The following is a 15,606-nucleotide window of genomic DNA, read 5'->3' as shown; positions in this document are numbered from 1 at the left end:
AGTTTTCCCTTACCACTATGTCAACCAGTCCGTAACTATAGAACACGTATTTTTGATGGCTTGGCAGACATTGGTTACAATGCCTCCAAGAATCTATGGTTCTATGGGTTCAAAGTTCATATGCTAGTCACCCTATCAGGCTATATTCTAAACTACGTTGTGACATCAGCATCTGTTCACGATATTAGAGTAGTTGATGACTTATTGGAAAACTGCCATCACCCGTACATTTTGGCTGATTTAGGCTATCTTAGTCGTGAACTTAGAAATAGTTTGGAACAAAAAGGGTATCATCTTTGGACTCCCTTGCGTCAAAATATGGCAGGGGCTAAGCAACATAATCATTGGAAACTAATGGCTATGAGAAGGACTATTGAGACACGTTTTTCAGAACTTTGTACGCTTTTCGATATGGAACAAACACTAGTTAGAGGAAAAACGGGATTGCAATTGAGGATAGAGCAAATCGTATTAGCTTATAATTTAAGATATTTTGAAATTAACTAGCACCACGAGTTATGATAAGTTTAATTTAGGAATAATGAAGGGTTGACATGCAAAAGGATTTTAGCCAGCTTTTAAAAAATTATGAACCGAAACCTCTGGGAGAAACTCACAGTTACGCTGTACTTTTACCTCTAGTTTGGGATGAGCTCCATCAAGAATGGCAGGTGCTTTACCAGGTACGCAGTGAGATGATTTCACAGCCGAGAGAAGTGTCTTTTCCAGGAGGTTCCTCTGAGGGAAATGAAAGCCTTCAAGAGACTGCGATTCGTGAAACGATGGAAGAACTTAATGTGAGATCTGAGCAAATCAGGGTTTTCGGGGAAATTGATTATCTGGTTTACAGTTACCGCACCATTCATTGTTTTATTGGTCAGCTTTTGCTTGACGATTGGCGTAAACTAAAGCCCAATGAGGAAGTTGCTCGTCTCTTTGCTGTTCCTCTTAATGCTTTGTTGCAGCAGCTACCCAAGTATTATCGCTTGTCAACCAAGGTATTGACAACTAATGATTTTCCCTTTGAACGGATTCGCAATGGTGCTGATTACAAGTTTAGCCATCACGACCGCAAAATTCCCTTTTATGATGTGATGACGAAAATAGCTATGATGTGGTCCCGCCTTACACCGTTGCGCTGATTTATACTCGAAGAAAATCAATCTAGCCAAGGCGACGAGGCGCAGACAGTACTTGGGTACGGCAAGTCGAAGTCAACAACGGATAGTTTTGATTTTCAATGAGTATTAGATAAGTGTTGCGTGTGCCGTTACCTAATATTTTATATAACTGGTTTGAAAGGTGGGTGCAAGCTTATGCAAAAGATGATTAGTAGTCATAAGAGTGATGTCATTGGAGTTTTATGCTTTGGTTTAGTTTGGATTTTATTGATTCCCTTACTAAGGTTACTTATTGTTATTTGTAAAAAGTATCCCAGAATAGTTCGATTACTTATTGTCGTCCTTATATTGGTGAATATGTTTAGCAATCGTATGAATAGTAGTGTTCTTAGTATCGCTTTGATAAGTTGTTTTTTAACGGAACAATTTTTCTAGTCGTTTTCAGAGTTGGTAGGAAAAATGGAATTTTCAGAAGTGATTAAAAAGGCTCGGCTTCAAAAAGGGCTTACTCAACAAGAATTGGCCGATAAAATTTTTGTGACGAGGCAGACCATATCCAAGTGGGAGCTAGGCAAGAGTGTGCCTGATCAACTTTCTCTTAAACTTTTGTTTAGAGAACTTAATATCAGTCCAGTAGAGAAAAAAACATCTTTAAAAGATCTGATAGGAAGTAAGGAGCTACTTTGGGGAATATTGGTTTTTATTTTATCACCCGCTGTTCTTTTAGTTCGCTTTATTTTTTATCAATTTGAAAGAATGGGGAATAAGCGCTTAGCACTTTTAGTGAAATGTACAGGCACACTTTTGTTTATTCTCTACCTTAGAACTTTGAACGATGACTTGTTCTACCTACTATTAGCCATAGTTTTCTTTGCCTATTTTTTGTATCAACTTTATTTAATAAAACTTGAGAATTGATTATCAAAACCTGATGGTATTGGATTACTCTTTTCTTAGGAATCACTGGCGAGACTAACTATGCTGAACAACATATTATTCTAAACAAAAATAAAAAAGCCTAGAAACGTTGATTTTCTAGGCCTTTTTAGCATATTTAAAACCACAATTAGAATCGCTTATAATTTCTCAGCATCCTTCACAAAACTTCTATGAACAGTACCACAATTTTTACAAATTTCATGATAGAGGGCAATACCTCCTGAAACGAATTTAGCCTCTTCTTGGACTAATCCTGCATAACCTTTCAGTTGTTTTTTAACAACAAATTGGTCAGCACCACAGTAGGTACAAATGTGATTTTTCATGACTAGACCTCCTCATTTAAGCGGAAAATATCTTCAACGGACATGCCAAAGACACGTGCGATTTTAAGCGCCATTTCAAGCGAAGGGTTATATCGATTATTCTCCAAGTGGAGAATAGTTTCCCGTCGTACACCAATCTTATCCGCCAATTCTTGCTGGGTCATGCGGGCGTCTTCTCGGATGGCTTTTAAGTTTGTTAGAATTTTTCCCATATCTAACCCCTCTTTTCAAATATGAGGAAAAACAGGTCAAAAAACACAATCATGGATGCAGTAAAAATCAAAACCATGCCTGTTCTTAGGGTGAAGGGAAGGAAAAATGTTACTATGCTCAACACTATCAGAGATAGAACTATCAGTACCAGGGTTGTGCAGGCTGCCTTTGCCAAGTTCATATAGAAACGCTCGTCTGCTTGTTCATCAACTTTTTTTAATGCAAAATAGAGAAAGCAAAGAATGAGGACAAACAAGCCAGAACCTAGAAAAAGGTGTTTCAGCCAGATAGGACTAGTAGCTGGTGTGATTATCCAGATACCTTTAGTGTAAATGGCCATAGCGGTAAATAAGGTCATACCATATAACTTCTCTGTCAGTCCAAAATACTTTTCCTCGTCTTCTTGAGATTGTGCCTTGGAAACAAGCCAGAAAATAAGTCCTTGCATGGTAATCGTGACTAGAAAAACAGTGTGTTTTATCCAGGGGGAATTACTTGGCGGAGTTAATAGCCACAGTAGTAGCATAACAGGTAACCAAGTCCAAATTAACCATTTTTTGATGTGTTTCATCTTATTCTTCTTATTTCCTGTCTTTAAAGTAGAAGGCAGAAAATCCAATGGCACTACCGATAATTGGTGTAAGGCTAATCAATATTTTAGCCAAAAGACTGAGGTTTGTAGCTAGAAAAACGTAGCTAATAATGAAAAGGTTAGTCATCAGTGTCGAAATGATGAGCCCTATTTTTTGTGATTTAAACATGATGTGTTCCTCCTTTGTTAGAAATAGTTCACATTGAACAGTAAAATTTTTAGGCTTGTGCCTAATGGCAGATTTTCTTGTAAGAAAGGATTGGTGACCGTAACATTTGTTATAAATATATCACCTCTACGTTATAAATATATCACATTAAAAAAGAGAATACAAGTATTAAATCAAAAGATATTTTCTAATCTTTTCTCAATCAGACAAAATTCAGCCAGAAGAATAGTTTAAGCAAGAAAAAAGCCCAGAAACGTTGGTTTCATAGGCTTATTGTGTGTTCAATTACTTAACTTCAGTAAGGAATACTTAAAATCTATTTTAGTTGCTAGAAACCTTATTAAATCAACGTTTAAGGGTTGTTGATTTTGATAAAAACTATCAAAAGTTGCCAAAAAGGTTGCCACAGACTTAAGAGGTCAGCTCAGCTATTTTGTTTAAATAGATATCGACCGCCTGAGTTTGATTCTTAGGAGCAAGTTCAGCATAAATGTCCATTGTAGTCTTGATTGATTTGTGTCCCATCCGAACTTGTAATTCTTTCCAATTCATTCCAGCATTCAACATCATGGATGCGTGAGTGTGACGGAATAAGTGAAAACCATAATCTGGCAGACTAGCTTCACGCAGTCGCTTTTTGAGTGTTGCACGTTCGTTTCTGTCGCACATATAGTTACCATAAATAGTAGGAAAGATTAACTTGCTTTTTGGAAGATTATTTTTCTTGAAATAGAGATTCATCTCATCGTGGAAATTTTGAAGCTCCTCAATGATTTGGTACGGAACAGCTATTCGTCTGTTACCTGAATCAGATTTTGGTGTGTTTTTACAAACGACTTCGCCTTTCAAACCTAATTTTGGTTTTGCATTTTTCCAAACAAGTGTTTTACTAACTAGTATTTCGGAATTATCAAAATCAAGGTCATAGATAGTCAATGCTAATAGTTCATTGATTCTCATACCTGAAGCAAGTAAACTATCGCAAATAACTTTAAATCGGCGATTAGCTCTAGTATTAGGGAGACTGGTAACTTTACTTAGCCAAATTGATAAATCGTCATCATGTAGTACCATAATACGTTTTTGGTTGCTTTTGGGCTTTGGTGGGATTTTGATAGACTGAACGGGGTTAAATTTGAGTTCAAAATGTGTTATTCCAAAATCAAAAATATCACTTAATTTATGGGCAATAGCTCCAAAATCTTTAGCTGAACCCTTTTCAGCTCTCTTGATACCTGCATCCACAGATTCTTTAGATTTTTTTGCTAGTTGATTAACCCAGTTTTGTATATCTGATGAAGTAATTTTATCAGGTTGATACTGCCCAAATTTCGGAAGTATATAGGTATCAAGATAATTTCTTACTCGGTTTAGCGTGTTATCTGAACTAACCCAAGTCTCGTAATTTGAAAACCAAAGTTCTGCTAAGTCTGATAAAGTAGTAAGACTAACAGTTTCTTTCCTTGTTGAACCATTTTCTTCAAAATCAATTTTAGCTTGTATGATTTTTCGGTCTAAAGAACGTAAGGTTTTAGCTGTAATAGTTGTTTTGACTGGTTTTCCAGTTTTAGAATCAAGTCCTAAATAAATACTTTTAGCTGAATAACTAGTCTCGCCATTGTCCTTTGTTCTCTTTAAAATGCTTTTTCCTTTATGGATAATTTTTTCTGTATTCATGGTTGCTCTCTTCAATCAATCGAAGGATGAAAAAAGCTAAAATAGATTGTATTTCTCACTTTCTTTTTTGATACATCTATTTTAGCATATTTCTCTTCTAGTTACTGCTTAGAAAGTCAATTACATCATCTATACGGTAATAGACTGTCCTAGTACCCTCAATAGGCGGCTCTAATCGTTTTAGACCTTTGTTTTCCCATGATTTAAGTGTGTTGGGAGAAATACTGAGTAAGGAAAGAAGTTCTTTTTGCGTATAGATACCTGAAATACTCTTTTCACTATTCAAGTGTTTTAGCAACTCAATAATGGTATGAAGCATGTGTCCAATTTGCTTTAATTCAAAATTATTACTAGCCATACTAGTCTCACTTTCTTTGGAAAAATTTATTGAAATATGAGATACTAGCAGTAGGGGTAAGCTACTGCCTATCTCTCAATTTGTAGCATCACTCTTTGGCTTCTTGGCGGAATCTTTAGGGGTGATGTTATTTTTTTGATAAAAAATTTGGAAAGCGTCTTCAAGGAAGTCTTTGAAATTGAGTTTCTCAAGTTCTGCTCCAAATTTATTTAACCATAATCCTACATCTGGGTTGGGAGTGTAGTTGGTCTCATACTCTTGAATTAGTCTAATGATAAAGTGATTACGGGCTTGTGTTCCCCAGACTTCTTCAATTTTCTTCAAAAGAGGGTAGAAACCGCTACCTTTCATCAAATATGAAATCGTTGCTAGTAGGTCGTTGTTTCGAGAGTTCAAAGATTCAAGTTCTGGAAAGATCCCGAATCCTTTAAGCAAGTCACTAGTGAATGGCAAAGGCTTACCAGACTCTGTATCATGAAAGCAGTACTTATCAATCATTTTATTGACAATGAGTTTGCTTAAATCTTGAGGGCTATCAATATCCAGTAATAAAGCTAGGATTTGATTGCTATACGTCCCTTTGTAGGAGGCTTCCATACGAACCCAAGTATCGCAGTATTTGGTTAAGTGCATGTAACGACCTTGATTGTCTAGTTGCTCTTGGTATTTATTGTAAATACGTAACAGAGAATTGACATTTTTTTGCTTACTACCCAGATAAATGGTTTGTGCATGGCCGTTTACTTCTTGAGCGCTGACTTTAGATACGTTCTTACGCCCCTTGTGATTCGTGACGATATATTGCCTTTTTTTAAGTCCTTGGTAAAGGTCATTGACAGACATTAAGTAGTTAAAGTAGTCAACAGCAAGGTCAATACGAGACAGGCGCAAATCATAATAATCAGCGTATAGCAATTGTGCGATATTGTGAACGTCAATCGCTTCACCGTAATAGTCTTGATAGGTGGCTTTATAGTGAGACAAAGCTGATGCTGACCATTTTAAGATGATACCCATAGTAAAATTAGTTTGATGCCACGCAATCGCAAAATAATAGGGGAGATGCTGAAAGGTAAAGCCGTCTGTATAGCCTGCTGGTGGCGTTTTTAAGGGAGCATATTTTCCAAATAGTTTTGGCAAAGATAGTTTCTCTGCTACTGTCTCAGATAGAGATGAAGCAATTTGATACCAATTATCTGGGTATTCTCCTACGGTATCTTCCGTGGGCTTTATAACAAACGTTACTTCATCAACGCTGGTCATAATGACTGGCTTGCGGTTATTGTTTTTTTGAAGATACTCTTCAATTTCATTTTTATAAGACATAATCTCCTTCTTTCAGTCCGCCTAATGAGTGAAAGTTAACAGGGCGGTAAGGATTGTTTTTGTTAACTATTGCTTGAGTAGCGAAATTTCTATATTTTAATTATTCCACTATTTCAAGGAATAAGCACCCTAAGTTTTATCAAGTACGAAAAGACTTGATTTGAGAGCTTTTTAAAGTAGAGAGAAGTTCTTTCCCTAAAGTGGGATTTCTAAAGCAAAGAATTTAGGTGACAATGGAACGGGGGTTATTACATGTCCCCCGTATAACAGCCAGCTAAAGCTGGCGAGGCTGTAGGCCTGATCCTCCGCTTTTGAGCTACGGGGCAACAGCCTCTTCATCAAGAAAATAGCAGTCTGAACGTTGAATAGCTTCTCGAATCAGATTTTCTAAAGGAGACATGTTGTAACTTGGTACAAGAATATGGCGACTATTTTGACCATCTATCTTCATGTAGCCGACACCTCTGGAGTTGTTTCGAGCAATATCATCTTTTTCATCAGAAAAAAGCATGGCGACTGTCTCTTTAGATAATTTACCGAGTGCGATAACTGTACCGATAGAATCACGAGATAATCCCAGACTAGATTTATGAGCATCTTGCTGGGAAACAATGACATAAATCGAGAAGGAACGTCCCAATTGGATAAGACGAGTATAATCTTTAATGGCTTGTTCACGCTCTTTTTTATCTAGACTATTCTGCCATGCATTGAACTCATCAAAGCAAATCACGACAAATTCTCTGGAGGTATCCATTCCCTTTTGGCGGTTTTCAAGAATTGATAATGCTAAAGTAAGGAGCTCAGAGACTTCTTCAAAACGCTTAAAACCTTTACATCCGTCTAAAAAGGCAAAATCCGAGTCAGCCTTGTAGTCGCCGATTAGGAACGTGGCTCTTGGGTAGGTGTGAGCAAAGCGAGCCAATAATATTTTAGTCGCAAAAGTCTTACCTGACCCACTGGAACCTACCAAAAGAGCGTGGGGTACACGCTCAACAGGTATATCCCAGAAGAAATGGTTCCCATAATCAGCTAGATTTTTATCAAGAAAACATTTCATCTGTTAATCCTCCTATTTAGAAGTGTAAGAAAACCGAATTCCTAAATTTAGACAATACTGATCATTATACCGTAATCGTTCTCCGAATTGAGGCGTAACAGAAAGCCACTGCCCTTTGTCTGACCAGCTTTCATAGGTTGTAGATTTAGCTAGGTACTTGTTAAACTCTATTAAAAAGACTTGTTGAACATAGCTTTCTTCATTATCGATATCAATATCCTTTGATAACATAATTGGAAAACTAACAAGGTGAGAGCTATTGTCATCGTTACTTTGCAAGAATCGAATGTTGCGACTATCTAAAAGAAGTTTTTGACCTGAAACAGTGGCGCTTTTTTCAATTACCTGTTCAATATCTGCTGTGATTGTTGGAAGGTTTAACTGAAGCGCCTGAGCCTGTTTCTGCTTTTCTCTAATTTCACTTACCCTAAGAGCTAAATAAAGAAATCCAGCAAATAAGATTATCAACCAAGATATAAACGACATATAATAATTCCTTTATAAGGATAAGGGGAGATACTCCCCATTATCCATTAAACCAATTCAATAAAAGCAGACTTAGCTTTTATTGAAAGCGCAGCACGATTTCCACTGGTATATGCATTGATAGAAACATTTTCAAGAATGATTTCTACTTTCTCATCAAATAAAGATGTAAAGTCCGATACATTAACTGTATCAACTTTGATATTGGTTTGACTAAAGCGTCCCTCTGGGGTGCGTGCTCCAATAGTTAGTTGGGTTTGTCCAGTGCTGAGACCAGAAGTAAAATCCTTTACTTCTGATGCACCGATTAGACGCCCCTGAATTGTAGTTTGTGTAGCCTCCATAAGCCACCTCTTTCTAACCCGTTTGGGTAAATAATAATGTGTGAGATAGCTATCACACATTATTATTGTAGAAAATTAGACGATATTTTGTTACCTAACTTATGCCTTTGACTAATACATCTTGCTATAATAACTAAATGAAAGTGACTAACTTATTTTAAAATAAAATGAAAGCGTTTTACACTAAGTTTTGTAACATCTATTGAATTATATTGGATTTGTATGTTAAGATGAAGCCATATATTTGACTAGGAGATATTTTTATGAAAATAAAAATGGAAGAACGTATGTTAGTAACTGTTACTTTAAACCTAATGCACCGATTAGAAGATTTTCAAGCTTTTAAGGAAAAAGAAAATATTAGTGGCGACTATAATGCTAAAATACTTTATATAGTTCGATATTTTCATGTATCTGATAAAACAGTAGAAAATTTGTTATCTGGAAAATATGTATCAAGGGTAAATTACTTAAGTATTTTTCCATCATTTGATTCTGAAACTTCAAATGAAGCTAATACACTGTTGGAAAATCTGGCTGAACAAATTACTAAAGAAATTGAAGAGGGAAATGAAGCGACTATAAAAGAAGTCGATGAAATCTTGTCTAATAAGCTAGATAAGCTTGACATGAGAGTGTTATCGAGGGAACTATTTTCTGAATCAATGGAAAAATCTATTCAAAGTAGTTTAAATAGACTAAATAAACCAAGTAAAGGAACACAAATTTCAGATTATTATTGGAGTGTCTGGAATAGTTTCTTTTACAACTATATTTCTAAAAGAGATGACCTGTATCAAATCTTTTCTAAGTTTGACACTATATCGAAGTCTTTAGACTATCTCCCACTAGTTGAGAAGATTTTTGAGACAGAAGATAATCTTAGAGTTTTTTGCAACGTAGCTGAACGATTGGATTTCTTTAAAATAGTTGATGAATATGAGGATTGGGATAATTTAGAACAATACATAAAGTCAGTTCAAACACGAAATGGATTTGACAACTATCTAGAATAATGCACACAAAAAGCCAAGTCATTTTCGACTTAGCTTACTCTATCTGTTTTATTATATCTCTGAGAGCTTTAATTGTAGGCTCTCTTTTTTCTTTAGGAAGATTTTCAATATCTTGAATAAGTTGATTAAATTCATTTTCTCGATTTTGAGTTTCTACATTGAAAAAGGTGTTAACATCAACTTGTAATGCCTTCATAATTTTCTCTATAGTATCTATTTTAACGTTTAACTGTTTGCTTTCTAAACGGTAAATGTAGTTAAAGCCAAGATCGGCTTTTTCTGCTAGATACTCTTGTGTTAGTCCTTTTTCCAGCCTTAAATGTCTGATTTGTTTAGCTACAAACTCTTTTAAACTATTATTATTTGTCATGACGATACCTCTCTATCATCATACAAGGTTACTTCATGAAAGTTACCACCCTTAGGAGACTGAACAATATATATCAATAGTATACAAAAGACTGTATAGTGTGGTATAATTCCAGTGAAACAGTCTTTTAAGATAGTTAATGAAAAAGGAGAAAACATTCATGTTTAAAAAAGAAGTTCAGGGTCACGGCTCTATTAAGAAGTTGCGTACTGGTGCGGTTGTGTCTGTATTGGCGCTTTCGGTTGCGGGTGGGGTATCGGTAGTTAGTGCTGATGAGGCTACTCCAGCTAATACTACTGCAGGTAGTGTAGAAGTAGTTGCGAAAGATGCTAAGGCTGAAACAACCCCAGTAGCACAGCCTACTGAAGCTAAAGCTGAAACAGTAACAGGTCAACAAGTTGCAGATGCTAAGGTTGTAGCTAACCAAGCCAATCAAGCATTGAACGCTCAAGAGGGTGTTGTTAGTGGTGCTGAGAAGGCTGTAGCTGATAACCAAAACACTGTTACTGACTTGGGTAGTCAAATTAAAGAAGTTGAAAAGGTTACTCCTGAGGTAGTTGCACAAGCTAAATCAGAACAAGCGAAAGCTAAAGAAACACTAGACCAAGCTACAACAGCTACAACAAGTGTTGAAAAGAGCCTTACTGACGCTACAACTAAAGAAGCAAATCAAAAAGACGTAGTTGCTAAAGCTGAGTCAAATGTTGAAAAGACTGCAAGTGCAGTTGCAGATGCTGAGAAGAAAGTAGAAGCTCTTTCAGCTACAACAGATACTGCTAAATTGGATCAAGACGTTAAAGATTTGACTGCAAAAGTTGCAGAAGATACTACTAACGTAAAATCTGCAAAAGACTCTCTTGACGCAGCTAAGTTGTCTGTAACTAACAAAGACCAAGCAATCAAAGATCAAAAGAATGTTGTAGCAACTGCTGAGGGTACTGTTGAAAGCTCTTCTAAATCGTATGATACTGCTAAAGGAGCCCAAGAAGGTACTCAAGCAACTGAAAATTCAACTAAGTCTGCTCTCGATGAAGCTAAAAAAGGTAAAGTTGTAACAGAAACTGTCAAAGTAGGTGAAGTTACAACTGTAACAGCTGATGGGGTATATTTGAACAAGGGTGTTGCTTATTCTAACTTTACAGAAACTAACGGTATCGTTACAAGCCAAGCTTATTTGGACGCAATCAAAGCCCTCGCTAAAGGTACAGGGTCTGTCCAAGCCGTTAAGGACGCAATCAAGAAGGGTGACGAAAATGGCAACAATCTAGCTATCGTGTCAGCTCCTACATCTTCTGCATATAATTCATGGGTTAAAAACATGGATTTCAACTTTGCTAACACAGATGCAACAACTAAGTTGGATGTTAACAACTTGTCTGACAGCCAGTTGACTGATTTGGCATTGTTCTACACTGCTTTGCTTAACGATTTACGTTTCAAAGTTGGTACTAACTTGGTAACTGTAACCGATCAAAGTGTTGCTGAAGCTAAGAAGACCGTAACTTCTATCTTTAACACTCTATTCCCAGATTACAAAGACATGGATGGAACTCAACTTGAAGCTAACGGTTTTTGGAATTCTATGTCAGACCCTAAGAATCCTTTGAAGTACACTGGTGTAAGCTTGCAAGATACTGTTAAAGGTATTGACTCTGCAGATACAACTGTTATCGGGCAAAAACCTGCTAATAACGTCAGCTATGAAAACAATGACGGACGTAAGCAGACTATGTTCGACTTGAAAGCTAAGATCTTTGCTAACTTGGGTAACCAACTTTATGGTACTTCAGGTATGGGGTATTTTGGCGAAGCTTACGGTGGTGTTGATGGTAAGCGTTCAGACAACTTTGACCTAGCCTTGGAAGTTCTTGGTCTTAAGGGTACTTCTACAACTGCAGGTATTGATTTTGGATTCACAAACACTTACAATGGCATGATTGACCGTGCACCAAGCACTTACACTGTACTAGGTAATGCTTACGGTAAAGCTATCAACAATCCTTATCAAACACTTGAAAACCCTAAAGAAACTGTAACTCCAGTTTATAAAGATGTAGAACGTACAATTGTAGACGATGTAGCAGTTGCTAAAGCTCAAACAAACTATGACAATGCAGTAAAAGCTAACCAAGACGCTAAATCTAAAGTAGCTACTGCAGAGACTGCTTATAACACTGCTAGGGAATCTCTTGCTAATGCTCAGAAACGTTTGGCTGATTTGGTAGGGGGTACTGTAGATATCCCAGCTCTTGAGAAAGCGTTGGCTGATGCTCAAACTCAACTTGAATCAGATCAGGCATCTCTTCAGACTGCTAAGGAAACTCTTGCTTTAGCTAAGGCTAGTGCAACAGATAAAGCTAAAGCTTTGGAAGTAGCTAAGACTAAACTTGCTGAAGCTAAGAAATCTAGCGAAACTGCTAATGGGGTACTTGCTAAAGAAAAAGAAACTCTTGAAATTCTTTCTAAAGCCGTAGCAGTTGCTCAAACAGCTCTTACAGACGCTCGTACTAAACAAGAAGTTGCTAAAACAAACTTTGACACTGCTAGTGCTAAAGCTGAAGACCTTGCCACTAAATTGGCTAATAAGGCAACAGTATTGGCTGACTTGAATTCTAAGCTTGCTGATGCTAAAGCTAAGTCTAGCAAACTCGCTGATGAACTTAAGACTGCTAAAGAGCGTTACGAAACTCTTAAGAAAGACTCAAACGCTAAGAACGTAGAATATCTCCGTTTGGCAACTGTGAAAGCTGAACAGGACAAGGCTGAGGCTGAAGTTGCACGTTTGCAGGCTCTTAAAGATAAGGCTGATGCTATCGTTGCAAATGGTGGTGTTGTAGTACAGGTAGTTGACGCTGATGGTAATGTTGTTGACGTAGTGGATGGTACTAAAGCAACTAAGAACGCTGATGGCTCTATCTCTATCGAGGGTACTCAATACACTCTTAACAACGATGGGACTGTATCTAGGGTAGTAGTTCCTACTAGCGAAGATGGGGTATTGCCTACTAGCGTTGTGAAGCAGGCAGGAGTGGCACCAGTTGACGGTAAAACCACTTATTCACGTGTTGAACGTGCAAATTCGTTACCAAATACTGGATCACAAGAATCGTTACTTGGTTTGCTTGGTGCAAGTATGATTGCAGGACTAGGGATTGGATGCGTAGGGAAACGTAAAAGGAAGAATTAGGATATAACTCATGGCGATATTAATTCAGGAAGTCAGTGATGAACCAGGATGTGCAGGTTGTGGGTGCGTACTTGCGCTGATACCTTTAACGATTATTTATTTTACTAGAGATGCTATTATTACTGGCCTTATTTCTTTCTTGGGTGGACTAATGACAGTTGTAATCTGGATAATAGGAATTATAGTAGTATCTATTTTAGGTTACCATTTAATTAAGTATTTAATACAATACTTAATTAATAGAAACAACTAAAAAGAAACTCTTCTTACATTAATTGTAGGAAGAGTTTTTTGTTATATGGTATAACATTTATTTCCAAAAGTACCAAGAGAAAGCAAAAATCCTAGAAAAAATCTAGGACTTTTTATTCTTCGATTGATGACTTTCTTTTTTATATTTTCAAAAAAGGTTGCCAAAAAGGTTGCCATAGAACTGATTTCAAATGATTTATAGTGAAATTCAATGTTTCAAAAACCCTATGAAATCAAGCTTTTTCAGCGTGCACTGAAATGTAATGAAACCTTATTTAACCTCTGTAAAAATCACGTGTTTACGCAATTTTGGTGAATATTTTTTCAATTGAAGACGGTCTGGAGTGTTACGTTTATTTTTTGAAGTAAGGTACAAGCGTTCACCAGATTCTTTGTGTTCAAGTGTAATATTTACGCGCATGGTATCTCCCTTCTATTATTTAGCTTCGTTAGCTTTAGCGATTTTACGTCCTTTGTAGTATCCTTTAAGTGATACACGGTGCGAACGTGAGTAATCTCCAGTTGTTTCGTCAAATTGTACTGATGGAGCAGTCAATTTGTAGTGTGTACGACGTTTGTTTTTCTTCGCTTTTGAAGTGTGACGTGCAGGTACTGCCATTTTTTCTATCCTCCGATTAAATATTTTGTTCTTGATTTTGAATCAACTTTAATAGAATAACACATCTTTTTTGTAAAGTAAAGTTACTTGACACTTTTTTCTTAAAAAATTGCTGGTGCAGCAAGAGGGAATAGCATACCAGCTCCGCTATTTTTATGATAAAATAGAAAAGACTAATAAAGTAGCGAGGAAAATCAATGAAACTCCAAAAACCAAAAGGTACGCAGGACATTCTTCCAGGGCAATCTGCCAAGTGGCAGTATGTGGAACATGTTGCACGTGAAACATTTAAAAAATATAATTACGATGAGATTCGTACGCCAATGTTTGAGCACTACGAAGTCATCAGCCGTTCAGTTGGGGATACGACCGATATCGTGACTAAGGAAATGTATGATTTCCATGATAAAGGTGACCGTCACATCACCCTTCGTCCAGAAGGAACAGCTCCAGTTGTGCGCTCTTACGTTGAAAACAAGCTTTTTGCCCCAGAAGTTCAAAAGCCAACTAAGATGTACTACATCGGCTCTATGTTCCGCTATGAACGTCCACAGGCTGGTCGTTTACGTGAGTTCCACCAAGTTGGGGTTGAATGCTTTGGTTCAAGCAACCCAGCAACAGATGTGGAAACCATTGCTATGGCTTATCAACTCTTTGCGGAGCTAGGTATTAAGGATGTGGTCCTTCACCTAAACAGTTTGGGAAATCCTTCTAGCCGTGCTGCTTATCGTCAGGCTTTGATTGATTACTTGACACCAATGCGTGAGTCGCTTTCTAAAGATAGTCAACGTCGCTTGGATGAAAATCCGCTGCGCGTACTTGATTCGAAAGAAAAAGAAGATAAAGTAGCAGTTGAAAATGCGCCGTCTATTCTTGATTACTTGGATGAAGAAAGTCAGGCACACTTTGATGCTGTTCGTGGCATGCTTGAAGAACTTGACATTCCTTACGTCATTGACACTAACATGGTTCGTGGTCTTGACTACTACAATCACACGATTTTTGAGTTCATCACACAGGTCGAAAAATCTGATTTGACTATTTGTGCGGGTGGGCGTTATGATGGCTTGGTTGAGTACTTTGGCGGCCCGGCGACAGCAGGTTTTGGTTTTGGACTTGGTCTAGAGCGCTTGCTCTTGATTCTTGAAAAGCAGGGCATTGAGCTTCCTGTTGAGCAAGGACTTGATGTTTATGTGGCTGTTTTGGGGGCTGACGCCAATGTGGCTGCGCTAGCATTGACCCAAGCCGTTCGCCGACAAGGCTTCAAGGCAGAACGCGACTATCTAGGGCGCAAAATCAAGGCCCAGTTCAAATCAGCCGATGTCTTCCGTGCTAAAACAATTATCACACTAGGTGGTAGTGAGGTTGAAGCAGGTCAAGTAGCTGTTAAAAATAACCAAACTCGTCAAGAAGTAACCGTTACTTTTGACCGCATTAAGACCGACTTTGCAAGTGTTTTGGCAGAATTAGGATTGTAATTTGAAGCAGCTTTCCTTTGTGGAAAGCTGTTTTTTTTGACCACTTAGACCACAAAAATGACCGAATAGACAA

The 15,606-nt window shown here is 37.3% G+C and carries 20 protein-coding genes; 7 read left to right on the top strand and 13 right to left on the bottom strand.

Annotated elements, in window-relative coordinates; genetic code table 11:
• The 3 genes from IYQ92_RS04710 to IYQ92_RS04700 form a co-directional block, all read left to right on the top strand.
• A partial coding sequence (locus IYQ92_RS04710; protein WP_195675574.1) for an IS982 family transposase occupies window positions 1-507 on the top strand: 507 nt, incomplete at its 5' end.
• Window positions 508-554: 47 nt separating this feature from the next.
• The gene (locus IYQ92_RS04705; protein ID WP_195675573.1) at window positions 555-1,142 is read left to right on the top strand and encodes an NUDIX hydrolase; all 588 of its coding nucleotides are present in this window, start codon (window positions 555-557) and stop codon (window positions 1,140-1,142) included.
• A gap of 438 nt (window positions 1,143-1,580) precedes the next feature.
• Complete coding sequence (locus IYQ92_RS04700) at window positions 1,581-2,039, top strand: helix-turn-helix domain-containing protein (protein WP_195675572.1); 459 nt, start codon at window positions 1,581-1,583, stop codon at window positions 2,037-2,039.
• A 158-nt stretch (window positions 2,040-2,197) separates the two neighbouring features.
• Here the strand turns inward: IYQ92_RS04700 and IYQ92_RS04695 are convergent, their stop codons facing one another.
• The 10 genes from IYQ92_RS04695 to IYQ92_RS04650 form a co-directional block, all read right to left on the bottom strand.
• Entirely contained in the window at window positions 2,198-2,386 is a 189-nt protein-coding gene (locus IYQ92_RS04695) for a hypothetical protein (RefSeq protein ID WP_195675571.1), read from the bottom strand.
• 2 nt (window positions 2,387-2,388) lie between these two features.
• Window positions 2,389-2,598, bottom strand: a complete 210-nt coding sequence (locus tag IYQ92_RS04690; RefSeq protein ID WP_000516405.1) for a helix-turn-helix transcriptional regulator — start codon at window positions 2,596-2,598, stop codon at window positions 2,389-2,391.
• Window positions 2,599-2,600: 2 nt separating this feature from the next.
• Window positions 2,601-3,170 (bottom strand): hypothetical protein, encoded by a 570-nt coding sequence (locus IYQ92_RS04685; protein WP_000680531.1) that lies wholly within the window; start codon window positions 3,168-3,170, stop codon window positions 2,601-2,603.
• A 10-nt stretch (window positions 3,171-3,180) separates the two neighbouring features.
• Complete coding sequence (locus IYQ92_RS04680) at window positions 3,181-3,360, bottom strand: hypothetical protein (RefSeq protein ID WP_195675570.1); 180 nt, start codon at window positions 3,358-3,360, stop codon at window positions 3,181-3,183.
• Between the two features lie 411 nt (window positions 3,361-3,771).
• The gene (locus tag IYQ92_RS04675; RefSeq protein WP_195675569.1) at window positions 3,772-5,037 is read right to left on the bottom strand and encodes a tyrosine-type recombinase/integrase; all 1,266 of its coding nucleotides are present in this window, start codon (window positions 5,035-5,037) and stop codon (window positions 3,772-3,774) included.
• A 97-nt stretch (window positions 5,038-5,134) separates the two neighbouring features.
• The gene (locus tag IYQ92_RS04670) at window positions 5,135-5,395 is read right to left on the bottom strand and encodes a helix-turn-helix transcriptional regulator (RefSeq protein WP_195675568.1); all 261 of its coding nucleotides are present in this window, start codon (window positions 5,393-5,395) and stop codon (window positions 5,135-5,137) included.
• Between the two features lie 75 nt (window positions 5,396-5,470).
• Window positions 5,471-6,721, bottom strand: coding sequence for a replication initiation factor domain-containing protein (locus IYQ92_RS04665; RefSeq protein ID WP_195675567.1), 1,251 nt, complete (start codon window positions 6,719-6,721; stop codon window positions 5,471-5,473).
• A gap of 316 nt (window positions 6,722-7,037) precedes the next feature.
• Entirely contained in the window at window positions 7,038-7,781 is a 744-nt protein-coding gene (locus tag IYQ92_RS04660) for a type IV secretory system conjugative DNA transfer family protein (protein ID WP_045771984.1), read from the bottom strand.
• Window positions 7,782-7,793: 12 nt separating this feature from the next.
• Window positions 7,794-8,267: an RNA-binding protein gene (locus IYQ92_RS04655; protein WP_195675566.1), complete on the bottom strand. Its 474-nt coding sequence runs from the start codon at window positions 8,265-8,267 to the stop codon at window positions 7,794-7,796.
• Between the two features lie 47 nt (window positions 8,268-8,314).
• On the bottom strand, window positions 8,315-8,611 hold the full coding sequence (locus tag IYQ92_RS04650; protein WP_045771982.1) for a hypothetical protein: 297 nt from the start codon (window positions 8,609-8,611) through the stop codon (window positions 8,315-8,317).
• A gap of 263 nt (window positions 8,612-8,874) precedes the next feature.
• On the opposite strand from IYQ92_RS04650, the gene IYQ92_RS04645 reads away from it, so the two are divergent.
• Entirely contained in the window at window positions 8,875-9,627 is a 753-nt protein-coding gene (locus IYQ92_RS04645) for a hypothetical protein (RefSeq protein ID WP_229311308.1), read from the top strand.
• A gap of 34 nt (window positions 9,628-9,661) precedes the next feature.
• On the opposite strand, the gene IYQ92_RS04640 is transcribed toward IYQ92_RS04645, so the two are convergent.
• Window positions 9,662-9,997, bottom strand: coding sequence for a helix-turn-helix domain-containing protein (locus IYQ92_RS04640; RefSeq protein WP_000183893.1), 336 nt, complete (start codon window positions 9,995-9,997; stop codon window positions 9,662-9,664).
• 160 nt (window positions 9,998-10,157) lie between these two features.
• Between IYQ92_RS04640 and IYQ92_RS04635 the strand changes: the two genes are divergently transcribed.
• On the top strand, window positions 10,158-13,184 hold the full coding sequence (locus IYQ92_RS04635; RefSeq protein ID WP_195675565.1) for an SEC10/PgrA surface exclusion domain-containing protein: 3,027 nt from the start codon (window positions 10,158-10,160) through the stop codon (window positions 13,182-13,184).
• A 10-nt stretch (window positions 13,185-13,194) separates the two neighbouring features.
• Complete coding sequence (locus IYQ92_RS04630) at window positions 13,195-13,437, top strand: hypothetical protein (RefSeq protein ID WP_195675564.1); 243 nt, start codon at window positions 13,195-13,197, stop codon at window positions 13,435-13,437.
• Window positions 13,438-13,707: 270 nt separating this feature from the next.
• On the opposite strand, the gene rpmG is transcribed toward IYQ92_RS04630, so the two are convergent.
• Together rpmG and rpmF are read right to left on the bottom strand one after the other, a co-directional pair.
• Window positions 13,708-13,857 carry a 50S ribosomal protein L33 gene (gene rpmG / locus IYQ92_RS04625; RefSeq protein ID WP_002262412.1) on the bottom strand — a complete coding sequence of 50 codons (150 nt, stop codon included), beginning with the start codon at window positions 13,855-13,857 and terminating at the stop codon, window positions 13,708-13,710.
• A 15-nt stretch (window positions 13,858-13,872) separates the two neighbouring features.
• Window positions 13,873-14,055, bottom strand: a complete 183-nt coding sequence (rpmF, locus tag IYQ92_RS04620) for a 50S ribosomal protein L32 (RefSeq protein ID WP_000290414.1) — start codon at window positions 14,053-14,055, stop codon at window positions 13,873-13,875.
• 197 nt (window positions 14,056-14,252) lie between these two features.
• Between rpmF and hisS the strand changes: the two genes are divergently transcribed.
• Complete coding sequence (gene hisS / locus IYQ92_RS04615; protein WP_195675563.1) at window positions 14,253-15,533, top strand: histidine--tRNA ligase; 1,281 nt, start codon at window positions 14,253-14,255, stop codon at window positions 15,531-15,533.
• Window positions 15,534-15,606: the final 73 nt, after the last annotated feature.

It is taken from the genome of Streptococcus sp. HF-1907 (assembly GCF_015594605.1).
Taxonomy (GTDB): domain Bacteria; phylum Bacillota; class Bacilli; order Lactobacillales; family Streptococcaceae; genus Streptococcus.
The sequence above is the reverse complement of the archived record's forward strand: the minus strand, read 5'-3'. Positions and strand labels throughout refer to the sequence as shown.

Coding starts and splice junctions, on each gene's coding strand:
- IYQ92_RS04640 (WP_000183893.1), bottom strand. CDS start 9,997: ATGACAAATAATAATAGTTTAAAAGAGTTTGTAGCTAAACAAATCAGA.
- IYQ92_RS04655 (WP_195675566.1), bottom strand. CDS start 8,267: ATGTCGTTTATATCTTGGTTGATAATCTTATTTGCTGGATTTCTTTAT.
- IYQ92_RS04670 (WP_195675568.1), bottom strand. CDS start 5,395: ATGGCTAGTAATAATTTTGAATTAAAGCAAATTGGACACATGCTTCAT.
- IYQ92_RS04645 (WP_229311308.1), top strand. CDS start 8,875: ATGAAAATAAAAATGGAAGAACGTATGTTAGTAACTGTTACTTTAAAC.
- IYQ92_RS04680 (WP_195675570.1), bottom strand. CDS start 3,360: ATGTTTAAATCACAAAAAATAGGGCTCATCATTTCGACACTGATGACT.
- rpmF (WP_000290414.1), bottom strand. CDS start 14,055: ATGGCAGTACCTGCACGTCACACTTCAAAAGCGAAGAAAAACAAACGT.
- rpmG (WP_002262412.1), bottom strand. CDS start 13,857: ATGCGCGTAAATATTACACTTGAACACAAAGAATCTGGTGAACGCTTG.
- IYQ92_RS04660 (WP_045771984.1), bottom strand. CDS start 7,781: ATGAAATGTTTTCTTGATAAAAATCTAGCTGATTATGGGAACCATTTC.
- IYQ92_RS04630 (WP_195675564.1), top strand. CDS start 13,195: ATGGCGATATTAATTCAGGAAGTCAGTGATGAACCAGGATGTGCAGGT.
- IYQ92_RS04665 (WP_195675567.1), bottom strand. CDS start 6,721: ATGTCTTATAAAAATGAAATTGAAGAGTATCTTCAAAAAAACAATAAC.
- IYQ92_RS04695 (WP_195675571.1), bottom strand. CDS start 2,386: ATGAAAAATCACATTTGTACCTACTGTGGTGCTGACCAATTTGTTGTT.
- IYQ92_RS04650 (WP_045771982.1), bottom strand. CDS start 8,611: ATGGAGGCTACACAAACTACAATTCAGGGGCGTCTAATCGGTGCATCA.
- IYQ92_RS04635 (WP_195675565.1), top strand. CDS start 10,158: ATGTTTAAAAAAGAAGTTCAGGGTCACGGCTCTATTAAGAAGTTGCGT.
- hisS (WP_195675563.1), top strand. CDS start 14,253: ATGAAACTCCAAAAACCAAAAGGTACGCAGGACATTCTTCCAGGGCAA.
- IYQ92_RS04700 (WP_195675572.1), top strand. CDS start 1,581: ATGGAATTTTCAGAAGTGATTAAAAAGGCTCGGCTTCAAAAAGGGCTT.
- IYQ92_RS04690 (WP_000516405.1), bottom strand. CDS start 2,598: ATGGGAAAAATTCTAACAAACTTAAAAGCCATCCGAGAAGACGCCCGC.
- IYQ92_RS04705 (WP_195675573.1), top strand. CDS start 555: ATGCAAAAGGATTTTAGCCAGCTTTTAAAAAATTATGAACCGAAACCT.
- IYQ92_RS04675 (WP_195675569.1), bottom strand. CDS start 5,037: ATGAATACAGAAAAAATTATCCATAAAGGAAAAAGCATTTTAAAGAGA.
- IYQ92_RS04685 (WP_000680531.1), bottom strand. CDS start 3,170: ATGAAACACATCAAAAAATGGTTAATTTGGACTTGGTTACCTGTTATG.